This is a genomic window from Ilumatobacter sp. (genome assembly GCF_030065885.1).
In the GTDB taxonomy this organism is placed as follows: Bacteria; Actinomycetota; Acidimicrobiia; order Acidimicrobiales; family Ilumatobacteraceae; genus Ilumatobacter.
Genome location: NZ_JASJCS010000098.1, coordinates 1 through 17,347, shown reverse-complemented (window position 1 = coordinate 17,347; position 17,347 = coordinate 1). Strand labels below are relative to the sequence as shown.

General features: G+C 69.9%; 14 protein-coding genes. 6 read left to right on the top strand and 8 right to left on the bottom strand.

Annotated features, from left to right (window positions below; genetic code table 11):
- Window positions 1-421 precede the first annotated feature (421 nt).
- On the top strand, window positions 422-2,329 hold the full coding sequence (locus QNJ12_RS17990; RefSeq protein ID WP_300624706.1) for a hypothetical protein: 1,908 nt from the start codon (window positions 422-424) through the stop codon (window positions 2,327-2,329).
- A 97-nt stretch (window positions 2,330-2,426) separates the two neighbouring features.
- On the opposite strand, the gene QNJ12_RS17985 is transcribed toward QNJ12_RS17990, so the two are convergent.
- The 3 genes from QNJ12_RS17985 to QNJ12_RS17975 form a co-directional block, all read right to left on the bottom strand.
- Window positions 2,427-2,933 (bottom strand): helix-turn-helix transcriptional regulator, encoded by a 507-nt coding sequence (locus QNJ12_RS17985; RefSeq protein ID WP_300624704.1) that lies wholly within the window; start codon window positions 2,931-2,933, stop codon window positions 2,427-2,429.
- Window positions 2,934-3,224: 291 nt separating this feature from the next.
- Complete coding sequence (locus tag QNJ12_RS17980; RefSeq protein ID WP_300624702.1) at window positions 3,225-3,611, bottom strand: DoxX family protein; 387 nt, start codon at window positions 3,609-3,611, stop codon at window positions 3,225-3,227.
- 91 nt (window positions 3,612-3,702) lie between these two features.
- Window positions 3,703-4,101: a cytidine deaminase gene (locus tag QNJ12_RS17975; protein ID WP_300624701.1), complete on the bottom strand. Its 399-nt coding sequence runs from the start codon at window positions 4,099-4,101 to the stop codon at window positions 3,703-3,705.
- Between the two features lie 111 nt (window positions 4,102-4,212).
- On the opposite strand from QNJ12_RS17975, the gene QNJ12_RS17970 reads away from it, so the two are divergent.
- Both QNJ12_RS17970 and QNJ12_RS17965 read left to right on the top strand, forming a co-directional pair.
- Window positions 4,213-4,425 carry a hypothetical protein gene (locus QNJ12_RS17970; protein ID WP_300624700.1) on the top strand — a complete coding sequence of 71 codons (213 nt, stop codon included), beginning with the start codon at window positions 4,213-4,215 and terminating at the stop codon, window positions 4,423-4,425.
- Window positions 4,422-4,628: a hypothetical protein gene (locus QNJ12_RS17965; RefSeq protein ID WP_300624699.1), complete on the top strand. Its 207-nt coding sequence runs from the start codon at window positions 4,422-4,424 to the stop codon at window positions 4,626-4,628. The genes QNJ12_RS17970 and QNJ12_RS17965 overlap by 4 nt, the downstream gene beginning before the upstream one ends.
- 70 nt (window positions 4,629-4,698) lie before the next feature.
- Here QNJ12_RS17965 and QNJ12_RS17960 read toward each other — a convergent pair whose 3' ends face one another.
- Both QNJ12_RS17960 and QNJ12_RS17955 read right to left on the bottom strand, forming a co-directional pair.
- Window positions 4,699-5,181, bottom strand: coding sequence for a Dps family protein (locus tag QNJ12_RS17960; protein WP_300624698.1), 483 nt, complete (start codon window positions 5,179-5,181; stop codon window positions 4,699-4,701).
- Window positions 5,073-7,529: a VCBS repeat-containing protein gene (locus tag QNJ12_RS17955; protein WP_300624696.1), complete on the bottom strand. Its 2,457-nt coding sequence runs from the start codon at window positions 7,527-7,529 to the stop codon at window positions 5,073-5,075. The genes QNJ12_RS17960 and QNJ12_RS17955 overlap by 109 nt, the downstream gene beginning before the upstream one ends.
- A gap of 150 nt (window positions 7,530-7,679) precedes the next feature.
- On the opposite strand from QNJ12_RS17955, the gene QNJ12_RS17950 reads away from it, so the two are divergent.
- On the top strand, window positions 7,680-8,309 hold the full coding sequence (locus QNJ12_RS17950; protein ID WP_300624694.1) for a Pr6Pr family membrane protein: 630 nt from the start codon (window positions 7,680-7,682) through the stop codon (window positions 8,307-8,309).
- A gap of 72 nt (window positions 8,310-8,381) precedes the next feature.
- Here the strand turns inward: QNJ12_RS17950 and QNJ12_RS17945 are convergent, their stop codons facing one another.
- From QNJ12_RS17945 to QNJ12_RS17935, 3 genes are read right to left on the bottom strand one after another with little or no spacing between them, the layout of a single operon-like run.
- Window positions 8,382-11,294, bottom strand: a complete 2,913-nt coding sequence (locus tag QNJ12_RS17945; RefSeq protein WP_300624692.1) for a hypothetical protein — start codon at window positions 11,292-11,294, stop codon at window positions 8,382-8,384.
- Complete coding sequence (locus tag QNJ12_RS17940) at window positions 11,291-12,664, bottom strand: SWIM zinc finger family protein (RefSeq protein WP_300624690.1); 1,374 nt, start codon at window positions 12,662-12,664, stop codon at window positions 11,291-11,293. The genes QNJ12_RS17945 and QNJ12_RS17940 overlap by 4 nt, the downstream gene beginning before the upstream one ends.
- 30 nt (window positions 12,665-12,694) lie before the next feature.
- Window positions 12,695-12,856, bottom strand: a complete 162-nt coding sequence (locus QNJ12_RS17935) for a hypothetical protein (RefSeq protein WP_300624688.1) — start codon at window positions 12,854-12,856, stop codon at window positions 12,695-12,697.
- 283 nt (window positions 12,857-13,139) lie between these two features.
- Here QNJ12_RS17935 and QNJ12_RS17930 point away from each other — a divergent pair, with 283 nt between their 5' ends.
- Together QNJ12_RS17930 and QNJ12_RS17925 are read left to right on the top strand one after the other, a co-directional pair.
- Entirely contained in the window at window positions 13,140-14,135 is a 996-nt protein-coding gene (locus tag QNJ12_RS17930; RefSeq protein ID WP_300624686.1) for a hypothetical protein, read from the top strand.
- A 164-nt stretch (window positions 14,136-14,299) separates the two neighbouring features.
- Window positions 14,300-17,317 carry a phospholipase D-like domain-containing protein gene (locus QNJ12_RS17925; RefSeq protein ID WP_300624684.1) on the top strand — a complete coding sequence of 1,006 codons (3,018 nt, stop codon included), beginning with the start codon at window positions 14,300-14,302 and terminating at the stop codon, window positions 17,315-17,317.
- Window positions 17,318-17,347 lie beyond the last annotated feature (30 nt).

The window sequence follows — 17,347 nt, the reverse complement described above, 5'->3', positions numbered from 1 at the left end:
GCCATGGTTTGATATCAGAGGAGACAGCACAGGCAACGCGACGAGCCCGCCGTGAGGCCTATTCCGCCGACAATCCTCACCGCGTGAATGCTGTCGGGGCACGCCACGTCGCACGTCGAGGCTGGCGCGCCGAAGCGATCAGGTCGAGCTCTCTCGGCTCGGGTCGTTCTTGTCAGTAGCAGTTTGGAGTACCGACCTGGGTCCGCATCACCCGAGGTCACGGCCGTCGAGTCACGACGTCGGGCTTCGCAGTGGGTTTGCAGTAGGAGCCCCCGACCGGCAGCATCCCAACCGAGAGTTATGACCAACTTGTCACGCCTGCCCGGCGCGCGAACATCTATGGCATAACCCGCCGGCGGGCGCTTGATCGCCGAGGCTCGTCGAGCGGATCGCCGGACGGCAGATCGCTACCGTAGGCAGGGTGGACGAGGTGTTCGGCCCGGATGATCAGGAGGCGTTCGAGCGGGCGCGCGATCGGCTGATCGAGGACTTCGTGGCCTCGGGTGGCGTCGGGTTCGAGCATGTCGCCGAACAGGTCCTCGACTTCAAGTGGGGCTACCTCGACGGTGACCTTCAGAACTGGTCGCCGGCCGACCTCGACGAGGTCCTGTTCGGCCTGTACCCGGCCAAGGTGCTGATCGACGCCGAGGAGATCGCCGAGGTCCCACCGGGCTTCGCATCGTTCCTCCGGTTTCTGGCCGGCCGTCGACCGGAGCACTCGCCGCCGTTCGAGGTGCTCGCCGAGTATGTGGAGCTGTCGGCGTCGCGTTTCATCTCGGCGATGAACGACGAGGACAATTGGTCGTTCGGCAAGCGCATGTGGTCGACCGCGCTGGGCGAGGGTGTCGACTTGTCCGACGAGGATGCGATCGGGCGCTGGATGGAGGACTTCAACTCCCGCACTCTCGGCGAGCGCGATCAGATCCTCGGTCGGCTTCGCGCACCGGGCGACGGACTGCTGCGCGCGGTGTTCGGCTCGATGCCGCCGGTCGTGTTGGCACCCGAGGACGAGCTGAGAACGCTGGCGATCCACAGCGTGCTGATTCGACGGCTGACAGCCCTGGTCCGCTACGTCGGCGGCGGTCGCACGGTCACCGGACGCGGGAACCTCAAGCTCGCCGACGGCAAGGAGCTCGTCGCCGTGCTCGGCACCGACGACCCGTTCGACGAGGAGATCGGCGACCGGGTGTTCAAGACGAAGAGCAGCGAGGAGCTCAGCGACGTCGACTGGACGTACCGGATCGCACTCGAGACCCTGATGCTGGAGATCGAGGGGAGCAAGCTGCTTCCCGGCGCGAACGCTAGGTGGGTCGACTCGCCGCTCGACGCTGTGTACGGGGCGCTCCTCGTGATGCTGAAGCGCATCGGTCCGGTGCAGCACCGCTACCGCTCGGACCACTACGGCTGGGGTTGGTACGCCGACGAGCTCGATGCGCAGTTGACACCGCTGCTGCTCGAGCTCCACCGAGACCGTGATCAACGCGAGGTCGACGAGCTGACCGAGACGATGTGGAACCTGCTACAGGACGAGTACGACCTGTCGGACGTTCCGGCCGACAAGCTCGCCCACCACCGCAGCCTGGTCGAGAACGCGATGCGACATGCATTCGATCGGCTCGCAGAGCTCGGGATCGTCGAGATCGCCGACGAGATCCGCACGCCCACCAAGTACGGCGGTGTCGAGCGCAGCGGCGGGACGGTGCAGCTCGCCCCGCTCGGCTTGTGGGCGATGCAACGGATGGCGTCGAAGCTGACGGACGCTCCAATCGTTGGAGCGCTACGTGAGCTGTCGGCGACTGAGCTGCTCCGCGCCGCCGGCGACCTTGCCGACGACGTGGCGCGCGGTGAGATCGACGCGTGGGTCGACCACCATGGCGACCGCGCCGCGAGTGAGCTGTGCAGTGCGCTGCCCGACGCCGACGAGACCGGGCGCGGGCTCGGCTTCCGGGCGCTCCTGCGGATCGGTGCGCCTGCCGCCTCGGCTGTCGAGACGCTGAGGGCGCACCCCGACCTCGCCGACTTCGTCACCGTCTTCCGGGTCGACACGCTCGCCGCGTCACCCGACGAGATGGACCGGGCAGGCGACGCCGATGGATGGATCCGGCTGCTTCACACCGTGCTCGAACTGTGGGGCCCCGACGCGGCCGCGGCAGCGTGGGTGATCCCCGCCGCCGGTAGCCCCGGGATCGACGCGATGCTGAACACGGCGTGGCGCGTCCCCGGCCTCGCCACGGGCGAAGTGCTCACCGCCGTCGGCGGCCACCACCCCGACAAGCGCGTCGCCAAGGCAGCCCGCAAGGCCCTCTTCAAGTATCGCAGCGCCAGCTGAGAGCGGAACGGCTACAGGCCCGCACCTCGATCGATCTCGTCGGCCCATCGTCGGAAGATCTCCCGCATCGATCTCAGCCTGGAATCGGTGAGCCCACTCATCCGGTCGCCTCGGCGATGACGGGCTGCCATGCGTCGCGGATATCGCGCGGCAGGACGAGTTCGAGCCACAGGTCGACGAGCAGTGCGCCGTCGACGTAGCGGAGGATGTCGGCCGGCATGCCCTCCCGGAGGACGACCTCGTAGCAGCGTGCCCGCTGACGTCGATCGCTGAGGCGGAACGTTGCGCCCGGGCGCAACCAGTTCAGCTCGAGCGGCAGCGTCACCTCCGCGAACGCGTCCTTGATCGCGAGACGCCACAGGCGATCGGCGACGAAGATCGGTCGGCCGCGGCGCAGTGGGACCTCGCGGAAGGTGACCTTGGGCTCGGCGGTGAGCTCGAAGCCGGCGCTGTCGAGGAGCCGTTCGACGGTCGCAAGCGTGGGCGACTTGCGACCGTGTTCGTACGCGGACAGCGTGGGACGCGACGTCCCGGCGCGCGACGCGAGCGCTTCCTGGCTCAACCCGGCCTCCTGCCGGACCCGTTCGAGCAGCTCCGCACCCACGCGGTGAGCGTATCTGATCGGATACGCCGCGGCCGCCACCCAAACGGCTCGACTTCTACCCATTCTTCTACCGGAACTTCTACCGGACGGGTAGAAACGGGGTAGAAGCGGTCAGCACGTTACAGCACTGTAGTTTACAAACCACCAGCTAGATCAGCATTTCCTGGACTCCGGCGGACTGTGGAAAACCCCGAAAATCGGAGTTCAAGTCCCCCCTCGCCCACCATGAAACCCCTGATCAGCTGGGGTTTCTTTGCGTGTGGAGGTCGTAGTCCGCGGGGGTGCGCCGTCTCAGCTCGCAGCGCGCTTGTTGCCGTTGAGGATCGCCGAGATCGTGGAGAGCGAGAAGACCGACAGCGCGGGGAGATAGCGCTTGATCGGGTCGCCGACCTTGATGTGCATGCCGATCGCGCCCAGCATGAAGGCAGCCAAGCCGATCGACGCCGGCCGCACGACGCGTGGCACAGCGTGGCCCGCCAGCAGCAGGCCCGCCAGGCCGACCTTCGCGGCGCCCACGGCGTACATCGTGTTCTCGGACAGCCCGTACTCGGCGAACTCCTCCTTCATGTTGGTGGCATCGCCGCCTCGATAGCCGGTGTCCTTGTCGAACCGGTGGAACCAGACGTTCAGGATCCAGAGCGCAGCGCCGGTTTGCGCGAACTTGCCGATCACGTTCATGAGCCTCTGGTCCTTCCGATCGCGGGCTGAGCACGACCCTACGAGTCCGCCGATCATCAGCCATCACGCTGCCGGCGCCATCGGGGTGTGGTCAGCGGTGGACGAACGGTCCCTTCGGGAGGAGCTCGCCGACGGTGGACTCGCTGATCGGAGCGTCCTCGCGGATCGAACTCGCGTAGATCGGCATGTCCGGGCCACCGAGCTCGAGCGCGACCTGCAGGCAGGCGCCGCACGGCCAGGTGAGGTCCTTGCCGGTCCGAGGTGCGACGAGGGCCAACGCGAGCGGTCGGGCACCGAGCGCCACCGTCGAGAACAGCGCGACGCGCTCGGCGCACATCGCCAGGCCGAGCGACACGTTCTCGACGATCACGCCCGGGACGATCTCGTCCCGATCGGTGTGCACCGAGGCTCCGGCCCGGAACTTCGAGTAGGGCACGTGGGCGTTCGTTCGACAGTCCCGGGCGGCGGCCACCAGTGCGGTCGGCGTCATGACGGCAACCTAGCGAACCGCTCGCGTCCGGCCCGTCGGAGCACCTGGCAACCCTGGGAATAATTCGAACTAAACGATGTTAAACGGTGGGTCGAGCAGAAAGGTACTGACATGACCGACACCATCCGTCTCAAACTGCCGTTCCTCGTGGCCGGCTTCCTCTCGTTCCTGTTCTCGGTGTGGCTGTACTTCGTGCAGGACGAGCAGATGGCCGGGATCTTCGTCGGCCTCTGGGTGCCGTCGATCCACTCGCTGGGCACCCTGATCCTCACCCCGACCGAGGTGCAGGTCGAGCGCGAGCGCCAGGAGGTGCTGTCGTCATGAACACCCTGTTGTTCGCCGTCGGTACGTTCGTCTTCATGATCACGGTCTACGGCACCGTGATGGCGGGTGGCGCCACGCTGAGGCGCAAGCAGCGGGAGGATCTGGCTCCCGACATCCAGATGGTCGTCAAGGACGACGGCTGGGAGATCATCACGTCGGCGCGCTCGGGCAGTGCCGACCGATCCGAATCACGAGCCGCCTGAACGAGCACCGTGCGCCGCGAGCCGCGCCACGGCGGCGTCGCAACCGCGGCGGCGTCGCGGCCGCGGCGGCTCAGGCCAGCATCGACCGCAGCATCCAGGCGGTCTTCTCGTGGATCTGGAGGCGCTGGGTCAGCAGGTCGGCGGTCGATTGGTCGCCCGCACCTTCGGCGGCGGCGAACGCGGTGCGGGCGGTGCGTGCCACGGCCTCGTGGCCGGCGACGAGGTCGGCGAGCATCTGCTCGGCCGTAGGCACGCCGTCGGCCTCGGCAATCGAGGTCAGGTCGGCGAACTGGGCATAGCTCCCGGGCGCGAACTCGCCGAGCGAGCGGATCCGCTCGGCGATCAGGTCGACCGCGACCCAGAGCTCGTTGTACTGCTCCTCGAACATCAGGTGCAGGGTGTTGAACATCGGCCCGGTGACGTTCCAGTGGTAGTTGTGCGTCTTCAGGTACAGCGTGTACGTGTCGGCGAGGACCCGGCCGAGCTCGGTCGCGATCGTGAGCCGATCGGACTCGGGGATGCCGATGTCGATCGTCGGTGGGCTTGCTGGCATGGGCTGCTCCTTCGTTGACGTCCTCGGTTCCATGATGCACGGACCCGTCCGGCGACGCACACGTCAGCCCGAGAGTCGAGTTCCAGCTCGACCTCGACCGGGCCGGCGCCGAACGTCAGCAGCTCGCTCTCGGCGATCCAGTCGGTGCCGGGGACGGGCTGGAAGTCTCCACCGCCCTCGACGTAGAGGCCGACCACCACGTGGTAGTCGCCCGTGACACCGACGTCGTCGATCGCCAGCAGGAGGTCGTTGTCCGGCGAGAGGATCTGGTCGACGTCGTTCAGGCCGTCGCCGTCGGCGTCGCCGTTGTCGACCAGCGTCAGGAGCGCGACCGGGATCCCGGTCACCGGCACCTCCTCGGCCAGCGTCGCCACCAGACGGGTCACGTTCGCGTCGAAGTCGTCGGGCAGGCTGATCGACAGCACCAGCCCGGCCTCGGGTTGGACCTGCTCGACGATGTACGCCTGGCCGAGCGTCATCGACGTGCCGACCCAGTCGAGGTCGCCGTCGGCGTCGACGTCGACCATCGAGAAGTCGCCCGGCATCTGGATGTCGCGGAAGATCGAGTACCCCTCCCACATCCCGGCCTCACCGGCGCCGGGGTTGCGGTACCAGACGCCGTTGTGGGCGGTGTGGTCGGCGCCGACGACGTCGATCAACCCGTCGCCGTCCATGTCCGCGAGCCACATGTCGCTCGGGGAGGTCATGTCGTCGACGATGATCTCCGGCGTCCACGCCGCCGTCACGTCGTCGCCAGGGTGCACGTAGCGGGTCACGGTCGACGAGAAGATCTGGTTGGCGATCAGGTCGGGGTGCCCGTCGCCGTCGAAGTCGTGGAACCACATGTCGGCCGACGCCCAGTTGTCGTCGTCGATGACCACCTTCTGCCACGGCTCGTCCCACCCGTCCGGGCCGGGGTTCAGGCCGAGCCAGATCTCGCCCCGGTAGCGGGCGGGCTCGGTGTTCGGGATGTCGAACATCGCGTTGTAGACGACCTCGGGGTAGCCGTCGGCGGTCAGGTCGGCGCACTTGTAGCCGAGCGTGCCGCGGATCGCCGGGTCGGTGTCCGCCGCCATCGTCTGCAGGTGCGCCCGCCATGGCTCGCCGGCGTCGCCGGTGTTCTCCATCCAGCTCCCGACCGCCGACGAGCCGAACGCACTGCTCAGCGCCAGGTCCTCGTCGCCGTCCCGGTCGAGGTCGCAGGTGACGACGATCATCGCGTTGTAGTTCGTGACGGTCGGGTCCGGGTTGGCCATCACCTCGTCGCGTTCCCAGGTGTCGCCGACGCGGCGGTATGAGTACACGTTGCCGAACCCGTCCTCGAGCGGGGCGAGCCCGGGGATGTTGGTGCCGACCACGATCAGCGGGTCGCCGGCGTGCTCGATCACCCGCACGCCCCATGCGCTGTAGAACGACGGATCCTCCTCGGTCCAGGCATCGACGATCTCGGCCTCGCGGACGGTGAGATCCGGGTTGAGGTAGTAGACGCCCAGCTTGAGGTCGCTCAACGGCCGGTCCGGGTCCTCGAAGTGCGGTTCGCCGACGGTGACGATGTCCTGCACGCCGTCGCCGTCGAGGTCCGCCACGTCGAGGTAGATCGCGCCGGGCACGAACTCGGGCTCGCCGAGCATGTGGTCGGCCCAGAACAGCTCGCCGGTCAAGCAGTCGGGGTGCGTCGGGTTCAGCTCGCACACGTCGCCCGCCGGGAGCGCGATCTCGATCGTGCCGAAGTCCATCGCCGCGCTCGGCTCGTAGATCATCGTCCCGCCCGAGAACCCGCGGGCGTCGGTGGACTCGACGGTCATGATCGACTGCACGCCGGTAGCGATCGCGAGGCCGACCTCGGCGCCCTCGATCGGGTCGGTCGAGATCGCGAACAGGTTGCCCTCGAGCGGCAGGCGGAGGCGCAGCGGGAATCGCTCGGGGACGGCGGGCCGCTCCTCGAGCACCCAGCTCGGCGTCGGGAGGTCGCGGAACCCGTGTGGCCAGTCATCGGCGTCGGCGGCGTAGAGCATGAGGCGCAGCTCCTTGCCGATCGCCTCGTCGGCCTCGATCGTCAGGCACAGCTCGCCGGCGAGGCAGGTGTCGTCCACCACCGACGCGCCCTCGACCGATCCGCTGTCGAGCGGCGCGTCGGTCGCCGCAGTGTCGGCCGGTGTGTCGTCGAGCTCCTCGACGGCATCACCGCCGTCGGCGGGCAGCGTCGTCGCCACGACCGCCATCGACGCAACGTCGGCGTCCTCGCCGTCACCACCCGAGCAGGCGGTCACCAGCGTCAGGGCCGCCAGGACGGCCATCCATCGGGAAGCACGGCCAGGGCTCACCATCGCCCCTCCTCGATCGATCATGCTCTGACATCTCCACCGTCGTCCTCTGGTCCTCGATCCGGTAGGGGATTCCGACCTCCGCCCCTTGCGCCGTGGGCCGCGCTGATGTGCGATGACGACAAGAGGAGTGTCCGGATGAGGACGCGAGACGAGACGCGGACGGACATCGCGATGAGGACGCCCGTCGCGGCGCGCCAGGCTGCCTACACGGTCATCTCCGTCGTGGCAGCGCTCACGAGTGTCGGGATCTGGCTGCTGATGATCGTCGACGAGGAGCGAAGTGTGGGCGCCGCGACCCTCGAGATGGCGGTGAAGTTCACCAACGTGACCGTCGTGCTCGTGGGCGTCGTGGCCGCCTGGATCGCGCTCGATGCGGCACCGAGCCCGGCCCGAGCCATCGCTCACCTCACGGTCATGGTCATGGCGGTCGTGACGGCGATCGTCAACGCGGTGCTGCTCGACCCGACGCTCCCGTCCGGGTGGTGGGGCGTCGTCGATCTCTCCCAGCACTACGCGATCCCCGTGGCGGTGGTCGCGGCGTGGGCGACGCTGGGCCCGCCGGCCGAGGTGCCTGCATCGAGTTCGGGATGGGTCGTCGTCGTTCCGTTCGCGTGGCTGATGTTCGTGCTCGCCCGGGGAATGGTGACCGAGAGCTATCCGTACGACTTCCTCGACGCAGCCGAGCACGGCTGGGTCCGCGTCGTGGCGACCGTCTCGGCTCTGTTCGTGGCCATGCTCGCGATCGGTGCGAGCATCTCGACGGTCGACCGGCGACGGTCGCACGACGCACGCTCGTCCTGATCGAGAACCCTGCCCGACCACCGCTGCTCGGACGCACCCGTGACATCTGAGTCACGCCGCCGCACCGGCCGCTCACCCGCGCCGGGCGGCGCTGCGCTCGGCGCGCGCCACCACTGCTACGAGGAGGTCGGCGGTCGGGCCAGCAGACGGTTCGAGCGACAGGAGTCGCCGAGCGAGCTGGGCTCGCTTCGAGCTGCCGGTGCTCCCCGTCTCGAGCAGCCGTCGGGCCGCGACATCGTCGACACCGCCACCCGACTCCGCGCACGCCAGATCGAGCAGACCGAGCACGGCATGGGCGTCGCGCGGCAGAGCGTCGAGCGCAGCGATCCACGCCACACCGACGCGTCGCACCTGATCGGCCAGCAGCGGCCCGTCGCCGGCGATCGCCGAGAGCCGCCGTCCCACACGCGTCAGCCGGGCGACACCGCCGTCGGTGAGCCGCGCCAGCACTCCGCCGAGCGCCGCCGGGTCGAGTCGTCCGTCGATCGCAGCGGCGGCCACCACGTCGACCGCCGCCGTGCCGAGGATCTCGTTGTTCGACGACAACGCAGCCGCCACCAGCGCATGGGCGTGCCAGCCCAGCGGCTCGTCCTGGTCGCTCAACGGCGCGACGACCTCATCGAGCGCATCCGACGAACGGTCGGCGTCGACATGGTCGACGGCGATCGTCATCGCCACGGCGTGGACGAGCGCACGGTGCCGTGGCGCCAGCAGCCGCGCCCACGCGCACAACAGCCGATCGTCGACCTGCAGCGTTCGATGGGTCGACGTCCAGTAGTTCCGTGGTCCGGCCTCGGGCGCCGGACGGCGAAGATCGTCGACGAGCACGCCGACGAGGTCGTCGCGCCGGAGTCCGGTTGCGGTCGTTGCGTCGGCGAATCGCGCATACGTCCATGTTTCGCTCCGGTGCGGTTCCGACTCCTCGATGACGAGCTGCTCGGGGACGGCGACGGCCGGCCGGCACGCCTGCGCCAGTCCCTCGTCGCGAGGCGGCCGGCCACCGGCCACCACCGTTCGCACGCCGTCGGCCACCGCGCCTCTGCCCGGGTCGACAGTCGGCCGGTCTCCCGGGTCCAGCCGGAGCAGCGCCTGCACGGCCTCGAACCGCGCCGGCGACACCCTGCGCCGTCGCAACACATCGATGCGCTCGACGAGGTCGTCGCTGACGATCCAACCGTCGGTCGTCGAGGGCAGGGCGAGGGTCGGCCGCGGGCTGCTCACGCCGATCGTCACGGCCTCCCACACGCGTGTCGCCAGCATCCCGTAGCAGCCGGCCGGCCACTCGGAGCCGTCGAAGGCCGGAACGCGCCACGTCGCCGTCGAACGGGGCGCCGGCGTCAGCTCATGGCTGACCTCGGGTGCGCCGAACAACTTCCGAGCCGGCGCGAGATAGGGCAGCCGGCCCGGCTGCCGGCCGTGGCACCAGTGCATCGCGGCGACGCTGAAGACGAACGAGGTGCTGTCGGTCGCCCAACCGCTCCGGTTGGCGTGGTCCGGCACGAGGCGCAGCACTGCTGAGAGCTGGGCACTCGTCATCGCCGTGGGGTCGATGCGGGCCAGGCCGTCGATCGCCCGCTCGACGTCGATCGGGTCGCCGGTGCCCGACAGCAGCACGATCAGCGTCTCGGCCAGCTCGTCGCCGGAGGCGACGGGCGAGACCGGGTCGCCGCGCAGGGCCGGCGTCAGGCGAACCGGTGCGGGCGCGTGCCCGGTGCGAACCAGCTCGACCGCATGGTCGAGCCCGAAGTGCTGCGTGACGTCGTCGGGAAGCGCTGCGATCCGAGCTTCCAGGTCGGCGATCGACGCGGCCGGCGCGGTGGCGACATCGCCATCGACCGCGGCCTCCGCCCCGTCGCCTGCCAGCTCGCGCAACGGTTGGCGATGCTCGGGGGCGACCGCAGCCACCCACCCGCCGAGCGCCGTTCGCTCGTCGGCGTCGAGACCGTGCACACCCGCCTGGATCAGACGAAGCGCCCCTCCCTGGACATCGGCGTGGGCGTGGCCGAGCGCCGGGAGTGCCGCCCGTGCCCGCTCGACGTCCGGCAACTCGACCCGCTCGAGCAATCGCAGCGCCGACATCGCAGCGCCCTTCGCCGTGCCGCCGAGCACGCCCTCGACGGCAGGTGCGACGGCGTGGCCGTCGAGCTCGTGACCCGCCTTCACGAGCGCCAGCAGGATCTTCGTCACGAACGCCTGGTCGGTGGACGACCCGGCCGCGAGGGCCCTCAGCAGCCGATCCACGCGCGCGGCCGCGTCGCCGGTCGACGGCGCCAGCGCCTCCCAGGTCGACCGGAACAGTCTCGTGGCGCCCGGTCTGAAGTCGCGGGTCAGCCCGTCGAGCGCCTCGTCCAGTGAGCGGCCGCGATCGAGTTGGCCCCCGTCGACGGCGGCCGCCCAGGCGGCGTCCCAGTCGCCCCAGTCGAGCAGCATCGCCACCGACTCGAAACGGAGCGCCGACCAGAAGACCTCGACGAGCGACGGGTCGCGGTCGAGCACGGCCCGGAGCCGGTCACCGCTCGTCTCGTCGTCACCGAGGTGGACCAGGACGGCCGTTCGCAGGCTGCGGACGAAGCACAGCGCCATCGTCTCGTCGTCCGGCGGTTCGAGGAGGCCGCGCTCGACCATGCCACGCGCCACCGGCCAGAACGTCGAGAACTCGCTGTTGACGATCTCCCTGCCGATCGCCGCGACGGTGCGCTCGGGTCGTGCTGCCAGCACGTCGATCACGGGCGGATACAGCCCGAACCAGTTGAAGCCGAGCGGGAACGTCACCTCGCTGCGGATCGCGGTCCCGAAGAGCGCCACCTGGGCGGTCTCGTGGAAGGCCGTCGACGGCGGCGTCGGCGGGCGAAACGGCATCTTCATGGCTGACTGGAGCTGCTCGGCGGCGGCTCGCCGCTGCCGTTCGTTCAGGTCGATCAGCGCCGCGGCGAGCCCGGCGGCATCCTCGGACCTCGCCATGTGCAGCAACTGGTCCGCGGTCATGTCGCCCTCACGGCTGCCAGGCGCGCGGCCAGAACATGGGCGCACGGCCCACGTTCGCCGCGGTGCTTGGCGAACCACGCGCACGTGCAGGTCGCACCATCCGCCGTCTGCCGGACGGTGTAGACGGTGTCGTCGCTGACCACCTCCCCGATGACGTCGGCTCCGGCGCCGTCGCGGCGCCGGACTGCGTTGTCGGCGACGAGTTCCCGAGCCTTCAGCAGCCGAGGTTGCGTGGCGTCGAGCGGTGCTCGGTCGAAGGGCAGGTCGCGGTGGAAGTACGCGTCGGTCGCCCCGTCGTGGCCCACGCGGCCGGTCGCGCCGAGCACCCGCAAGGCGGTGACGACGGTCGCCTCCGAACAGCCGTGCCGGCTGCCGAGCGCCGCAGGTTCCAAGGTCGCCTGGCCCGCCAGTGCGTCGCCGAGCGCCGTCGCCAACTCGGAGTCGGCGTCGACGAGCGCATCGAGCACCCCGCCCTCGCCCGAGAAGCCGCGGTACAGCTCGGGGCTGACGACCAGGGTGAGGCGGGCGTGTCGGAGGTGGGCCGTCCACGCGGTCGGCACGAGCGAGTCCTCGCTCGACGTGCGCCCGGCCATCGCGATCCGGCGGCGGGGCGCCGGCGCGGTGACGGTGAGCGACTCGACGAACGGGAGCACACGCTGGAACGCCGAGAGGCGCTGCGGCCCGACCAGACTCGCCGCGCCACTCGCGGCCTGCCGCGAGAGCCGGATCCCGCCGACGGCTGGCTGCAGGAACATCGCCCGGTTCCCGGTCCGCTGGCGCGGGAGATCGCGCAGTGTGCGCCGGGCGGCGGGCGCGGCGAGCTCGGCCACCTGCAGCATGTCCGCCGACGCGATCTGTGCTTCGGCGAAGCCGCGCAACCAGCGCTCCGGCAGCGGCACCTTGCGCTCGACGACCGCGCCGTCGAGCGATTCGACGACGACCTCGTCGTCGCCGACCGAGAGTCGCAGCGGATCGTGGCGCCGCACCCCGGCGAGCGCGGCGCGCAGCGCGTCGCCGACGTCGACGTTCGTCGTGCCCCAGTCGACGAGCTCGCCGTCGAGTCCGTCGGCGTCGATGTCGAACCGGGCGTAGACCCCGTTGCACGCCGAGAACGCCTCGAACCGCAGCACCGAGACATTGCTCGTCACGACCGGATCGCGCATCCGCGCGGCCGCGCCGGCGTCGAAGTACCGGGTGCGAGCCACCTCGGCGATCGCCAGCAGCGCGGCGGCGGCTTGGTCGGCGCGTTCGACGAAGCCCCGGAAGAAGAACGGATGCTCGGCACGCCCGCCGGCGGTCGCGAGGGCGAGGCCGCGATCGATCGTCAACGTCGATGCGTGGCGATATCGGTAGACGTGCTCCGCGGCCACGGCACCATGATGGCGGGCGGGCCGTCGCGTTCAGTGCGTCCTGGTGCTGCGCCGGCGGAGGCCCCGGTCCTCGAACCGCTCGAGGACGCGGGCGGCGAGACCGCCGAAGACGATCGCGCTCCCGGCGAGGGTCGGCACGATGACGGCGGGGTGCAACGCCTGCTCGGTGATCATCGTCGTCATCGATTCCATGCCCTCATCCTCGGCGAGCGAGGCCGCAGATTCGATGGGGCACCCGGGTGTCCGCGTGGTGGGGAAACCCCGACCCCGGCGACCCCTGCGACCCCGGCACCTCGATCGGTGGTCGGCCGGCACCGGCGGTGCGTGCCGCCGCCGGCGAGGGTGCCCTTCGCCCCTACCGCCGGATCAGCCCGCTCGGTACCGTCAGAGGTGAGAGGCCGAGCCTCCGCGGTTCGGCCGCGGGCAGGGGTCCGGCACCCTCCCTGGGTCGCCGGCCCGGGGAGAGGTGAGGACCATGACGGATCTTGCCGAGAGGAACGCAGGACCGGCACTCGTCGACGAGACGATGCCCGACCAGGGCCCCGCGCCACCCGATCAGCGACCGCCGGTGATGCCAGGTGCGACGACGCCATGGCCGTTCCGGGCGAAGCTGCTCGTGGCGGTGCTGGCGATCGTCGCGCTGCTCGGTGCAGCCGGAACGATCATCGGATTCACGACCGGTGACGACGACGCAGCCACCGGCACCGACGCCGACGCCGAGGCGACGATCGCGACGCTCACCGCTGAGCGCCTCGAAGCGATCGATCAGCTGCTGGAGGCCGAGGCGGACGTCGAGGCGATCAGCGCCGAGCGCGACGATCTGCTCGCCGAGCTCGGGGTCGCCTCCGCCGACGTCGCCGCCGTGACGAGCGAGCGCGACGGCCTGATCGACGAGCTCGACGAGGCCGCGACCGAGCTGGACATCGTCACCGCCGAACGCGACGACGCGCTCGCCACGATCGACGAGATCGGCGACCGTTTGACCGCGCAGCGCCAGCGCGCCACGACCGCCGTGACCGAGCGCGATGCGCTCGCCGCACTGTTCCCGATGACGTTCGATGCGTCGCTCGACGACGTCGACCTCGTCGGCACGTACGACATGAAGTACTCCGAGGCGTACTGCGAGGGGTTCACGACCTGCGGCACCGTCCCGTCGGAGGACGAGCTCGTCGTGACCGAGACCGCCGACGACTACCTGAGGGTGGAGATCGACGGCATCATCGACGCCGGTCTGTTCCGCGTCGACGGCGCGCTGGACGCAGTGGCCGACAGCACGACGGCCGTGCCCGCGTGCAGCGGCACACCGCGCACCGCGCACGTGATGGTCACGATGTTCGCGCACGGCCTGACCGTCGCCGACGACGGCACGCACCGGATCGACGACCTCGGTGCGAGCATCGCCGTGCAGGCGCCCGCCGTCGACGGGTGCCCCGCCGGGCTCGCGCTGTACGGCGCACAACTCACGCCGTAGGCCGCGCCCGCAGCGGGTCGCCGGTGAACGTTCGACCGGCCGTCGGGTCGCTCGGCTCGACGGCCGGTCGGTCGCGCGGACCACCGCGCAGCCGGCCGGATCGCGGGTCGCTCCAGCTCAACTAGGGTGGCGGCACCGTCTGGACGACTCGTGGGGGCTCGGGGATGACGCTGCAGTACTTGGATGGCGCCGACCCGCCTCGGGGCCTGGTCCGACCGCTCGTCGACGGCTTCGCGTACTACGACGACTTCTTCGCCGAGATCGAGACGCTGACGGCCGGTGACCGCGTCTACATCATGAACTGGTACATGGACCCGGCCTTCTACCGGCAGGCCACGCTCGGCCAGACCCGCGAGCAGGCCGGAGACGCCGGCCTGCTGGCGTTCAAGCTCCTGGGTCTCCACCACGCCGGCGTCGACGTCCGGGTGCTCGTGTGGATGAACACCAACTTCTTCCGCCCTGCGTACCCACCGGTGCTCCAGCGGCAGCTCGTGAACACGATCCCGTTCCACCCCCAGCAGCTCGCGACCGCCGCGACGGTGCACCACTGGCGGGCCCTCGGGCGGGCCGCCGTCGGCCCCGGGCAGCCGTCCCTCGCCGACAGGATCGTCGTCAACACGCTCGACGCGCCGACCGGTGGATGTCACGCGAAGTTCGCGCTGGTGCTCCGGCAGCAGGGCGCCGGCTACGAGGGCATCGGCTACACGGGCGGACTCGACTTCGGTGCCGGCCGGTACGGCGCCCCGCGCCACGAGGGTGATGGCGACGGGTGGCATGACGTGCAAGCGCGAGTCGAGGGCCCCGAGATCGTGTCCGACCTCGCCGACTTCTACGTGCAGATGTGGAACGAGAACGTCGCCCGGCTCGGCGACGACCTCGCGGCCGGCCGCCGCTCGACGATCCGCATCGCCCCCGATCTGCTCGGTGAAGGACAGCCCGAGTACACCTTCCCGTGCGTCCCCGACGGAGCCGGCCCGATCGACCGGGCCGCGATCGACCTCGTCTCGTCCACCTCGACGTGGCCCCACCGCGTGCAGTCGTTGCGGACCGTGCCCAACATCATCCCGTGGCCGATCCTGGGTGAGCGCGAGATCTCCTGGGCGCCCGACGGCGTCTTCGAGTTCCGCGACGCTCTGCAGCATGCCATCGGTCAGGCGCAGCACTACGTCTACATCGAGGACCAGGCGATGGAGTCGCTCGAGATCTTCGACTGGCTGCTCGATGCGCTGCAGGACAACGACGAGCTCCACGTCGTCTGCGTGACCGGCGCCCGCGACCCTGCCGACCCGCCGACCAAGCACATCGATCGCACCCTGCTCGCCTGGTGGTTCCACAACCGCCTCGACGACGGCCAGCGGCGACGGTTCCACTACTTCGGCGTCAACGACTACGTCGTGCACTCCAAGGTGTTCCTGATCGACGACGTGGTCGCATTCGTCGGCTCGGCCGGGATGTTCACCCGGTCGCTCACGCACGAGCTCGAGCATGCGGTCGCCTTCGTCGCGGACGACGCCGACTCCGAGGTCAGAAACCTGCGGGTCAAGCTCTGGGCCGAGCTGTTCGACGTCGAGCCGGAGCAGTTCGAGTTGGCGTTCCCGACGATCGGCGACGCGCTCGACGGGTTCGACCCGTCCGAGGTCGACGAGACCGACCCGCTCACGCTGCCCTGTCACGCGGTGGTTGCGGAGCAGTCGACGAACTTCGGCTTCGACGTCCTCATGCCCGTCATCGTCGACGGTGTGCTGCAGGAGGGCACGCTCTCATCCGACGAGATCGACGACGTGCTGGAGAGCGTCGGCGTGAAGCCCGCCGAGGTCACCGTCGTGTCGCACCACGGGTTCGAGACGCGGGCGCTGAACTGGACACCGGTCCGAGCGGCGGTCGTCGTCTACACCCGCCCGGTCGAGGTGACCGACGACGACGGCACGACGAGAACCGTGCAACGCAAACAGGTCGCCGGGCCGGTCCCGCGGGCCTCCGACGCGGCCTTCCCGTCACCCGACCCCGAGGTCACCGCGAGCAGCATCACCGACGAGCGGCTGTTCACGAGCGTCTTCGCGTTCTACGACCCGGACGCGCCACCGGTCACGTTCGTACAGGACTTCGCCGAGGCCGGGCTGATGATCGAGTGCACCGGCGGGTCGAACACGGGGGAGGTCCGCCCGATCCTCACCCACGTCGGCACCACGATCACGTTCGAGCCGTTCACCGACCCGCCCGACGGCGAGTTCGACTACCAGCTGCTCCGCCCGTACGTCGCGCCGATCGACCTCGGCGAGTACGCCTCAGCGCCGGCGTACGAGGACGACGCGTCGTCGCTGGTCGCCGACGCCGCCGTCCACCTGCTCACCCACGAGATCCCGTTCATCTCGCTGTTCAACCCGACGCAGATCACGCGGCGGTCGATCCCGATGCCGATCACGAGCCGGGTCGGCATCAACGAGATCGTCACGTTCATGATCCTGGCTGCACCGACCGAGACGATCACGTGGGAGTGCAACGAGCTCGACGCCCAGCCGACATCGGGGACGGACTCGACGTTCGCGATCCAGTTCACCAACCCGGGCCCGAAGGTGGTGCGCGGGCTCCACGTGCTGCCCGACGGACCTCCGATCACCTACGAGTACCGGCTCTGGGTCATGGAGAACAGCGGTGCGGACTGGGTGGCGCTCTTCCAACCGAGCCGGAGCCTCGACGATCTGGCCGAGCCGTTCCGCACGAGGGTCACCGCGTTCCTCGCTGCGCTGACCCAGGCCGGGGTGCCCTACGAGATCCTCACGACGCGCCGGCCGAAGCAGCGCGCCTACCTGATGGCGTGGGCGTACCGGATCGCCCGTCAGGACCTCGACCCGATCGAGGTCGAGTCGCGCCTCGACGACGTCCCGATCAACTGGGTGCATCGCGGCGCCGACGGTGAGCCGGATCCGGCGGCGTCGAAGGCCGCCGCCGAGGAGATGGTCGTCGCCTACGACATCGGTTCGACGGGCGCCTCCGAGAAGAGCCGCCACATCGGCGGGACCGCGATCGACGTGCGGATCGACATCGCCAATCCGAGGGAGGTCGCGATGAAGAACGGCACGACGCTCCTCGTCGACAGCGAGGAACGGCTCACGCGGGTCGGCGAGTCGTACCGGATCCGGCGGCTCCGAGAGTCCAACCACTGGTCGCTGAGCGGGCACTGAGATGAACGAGCACGCCGTCTCCGCCCAGTC

What these genes read in the sequence shown, in the direction of transcription:
- QNJ12_RS17925 (WP_300624684.1), top strand. Translation starts at nt 14,300, where the DNA reads ATGACGCTGCAGTACTTGGATGGCGCCGACCCGCCTCGGGGCCTGGTC.
- QNJ12_RS17945 (WP_300624692.1), bottom strand. Translation starts at nt 11,294, where the DNA reads ATGACCGCGGACCAGTTGCTGCACATGGCGAGGTCCGAGGATGCCGCC.
- QNJ12_RS17965 (WP_300624699.1), top strand. Translation starts at nt 4,422, where the DNA reads ATGAACACCCTGTTGTTCGCCGTCGGTACGTTCGTCTTCATGATCACG.
- QNJ12_RS17960 (WP_300624698.1), bottom strand. Translation starts at nt 5,181, where the DNA reads ATGCCAGCAAGCCCACCGACGATCGACATCGGCATCCCCGAGTCCGAT.
- QNJ12_RS17970 (WP_300624700.1), top strand. Translation starts at nt 4,213, where the DNA reads ATGACCGACACCATCCGTCTCAAACTGCCGTTCCTCGTGGCCGGCTTC.
- QNJ12_RS17955 (WP_300624696.1), bottom strand. Translation starts at nt 7,529, where the DNA reads ATGATCGATCGAGGAGGGGCGATGGTGAGCCCTGGCCGTGCTTCCCGA.
- QNJ12_RS17930 (WP_300624686.1), top strand. Translation starts at nt 13,140, where the DNA reads ATGACGGATCTTGCCGAGAGGAACGCAGGACCGGCACTCGTCGACGAG.
- QNJ12_RS17975 (WP_300624701.1), bottom strand. Translation starts at nt 4,101, where the DNA reads ATGACGCCGACCGCACTGGTGGCCGCCGCCCGGGACTGTCGAACGAAC.
- QNJ12_RS17980 (WP_300624702.1), bottom strand. Translation starts at nt 3,611, where the DNA reads ATGAACGTGATCGGCAAGTTCGCGCAAACCGGCGCTGCGCTCTGGATC.
- QNJ12_RS17950 (WP_300624694.1), top strand. Translation starts at nt 7,680, where the DNA reads ATGAGGACGCCCGTCGCGGCGCGCCAGGCTGCCTACACGGTCATCTCC.
- QNJ12_RS17935 (WP_300624688.1), bottom strand. Translation starts at nt 12,856, where the DNA reads ATGGAATCGATGACGACGATGATCACCGAGCAGGCGTTGCACCCCGCC.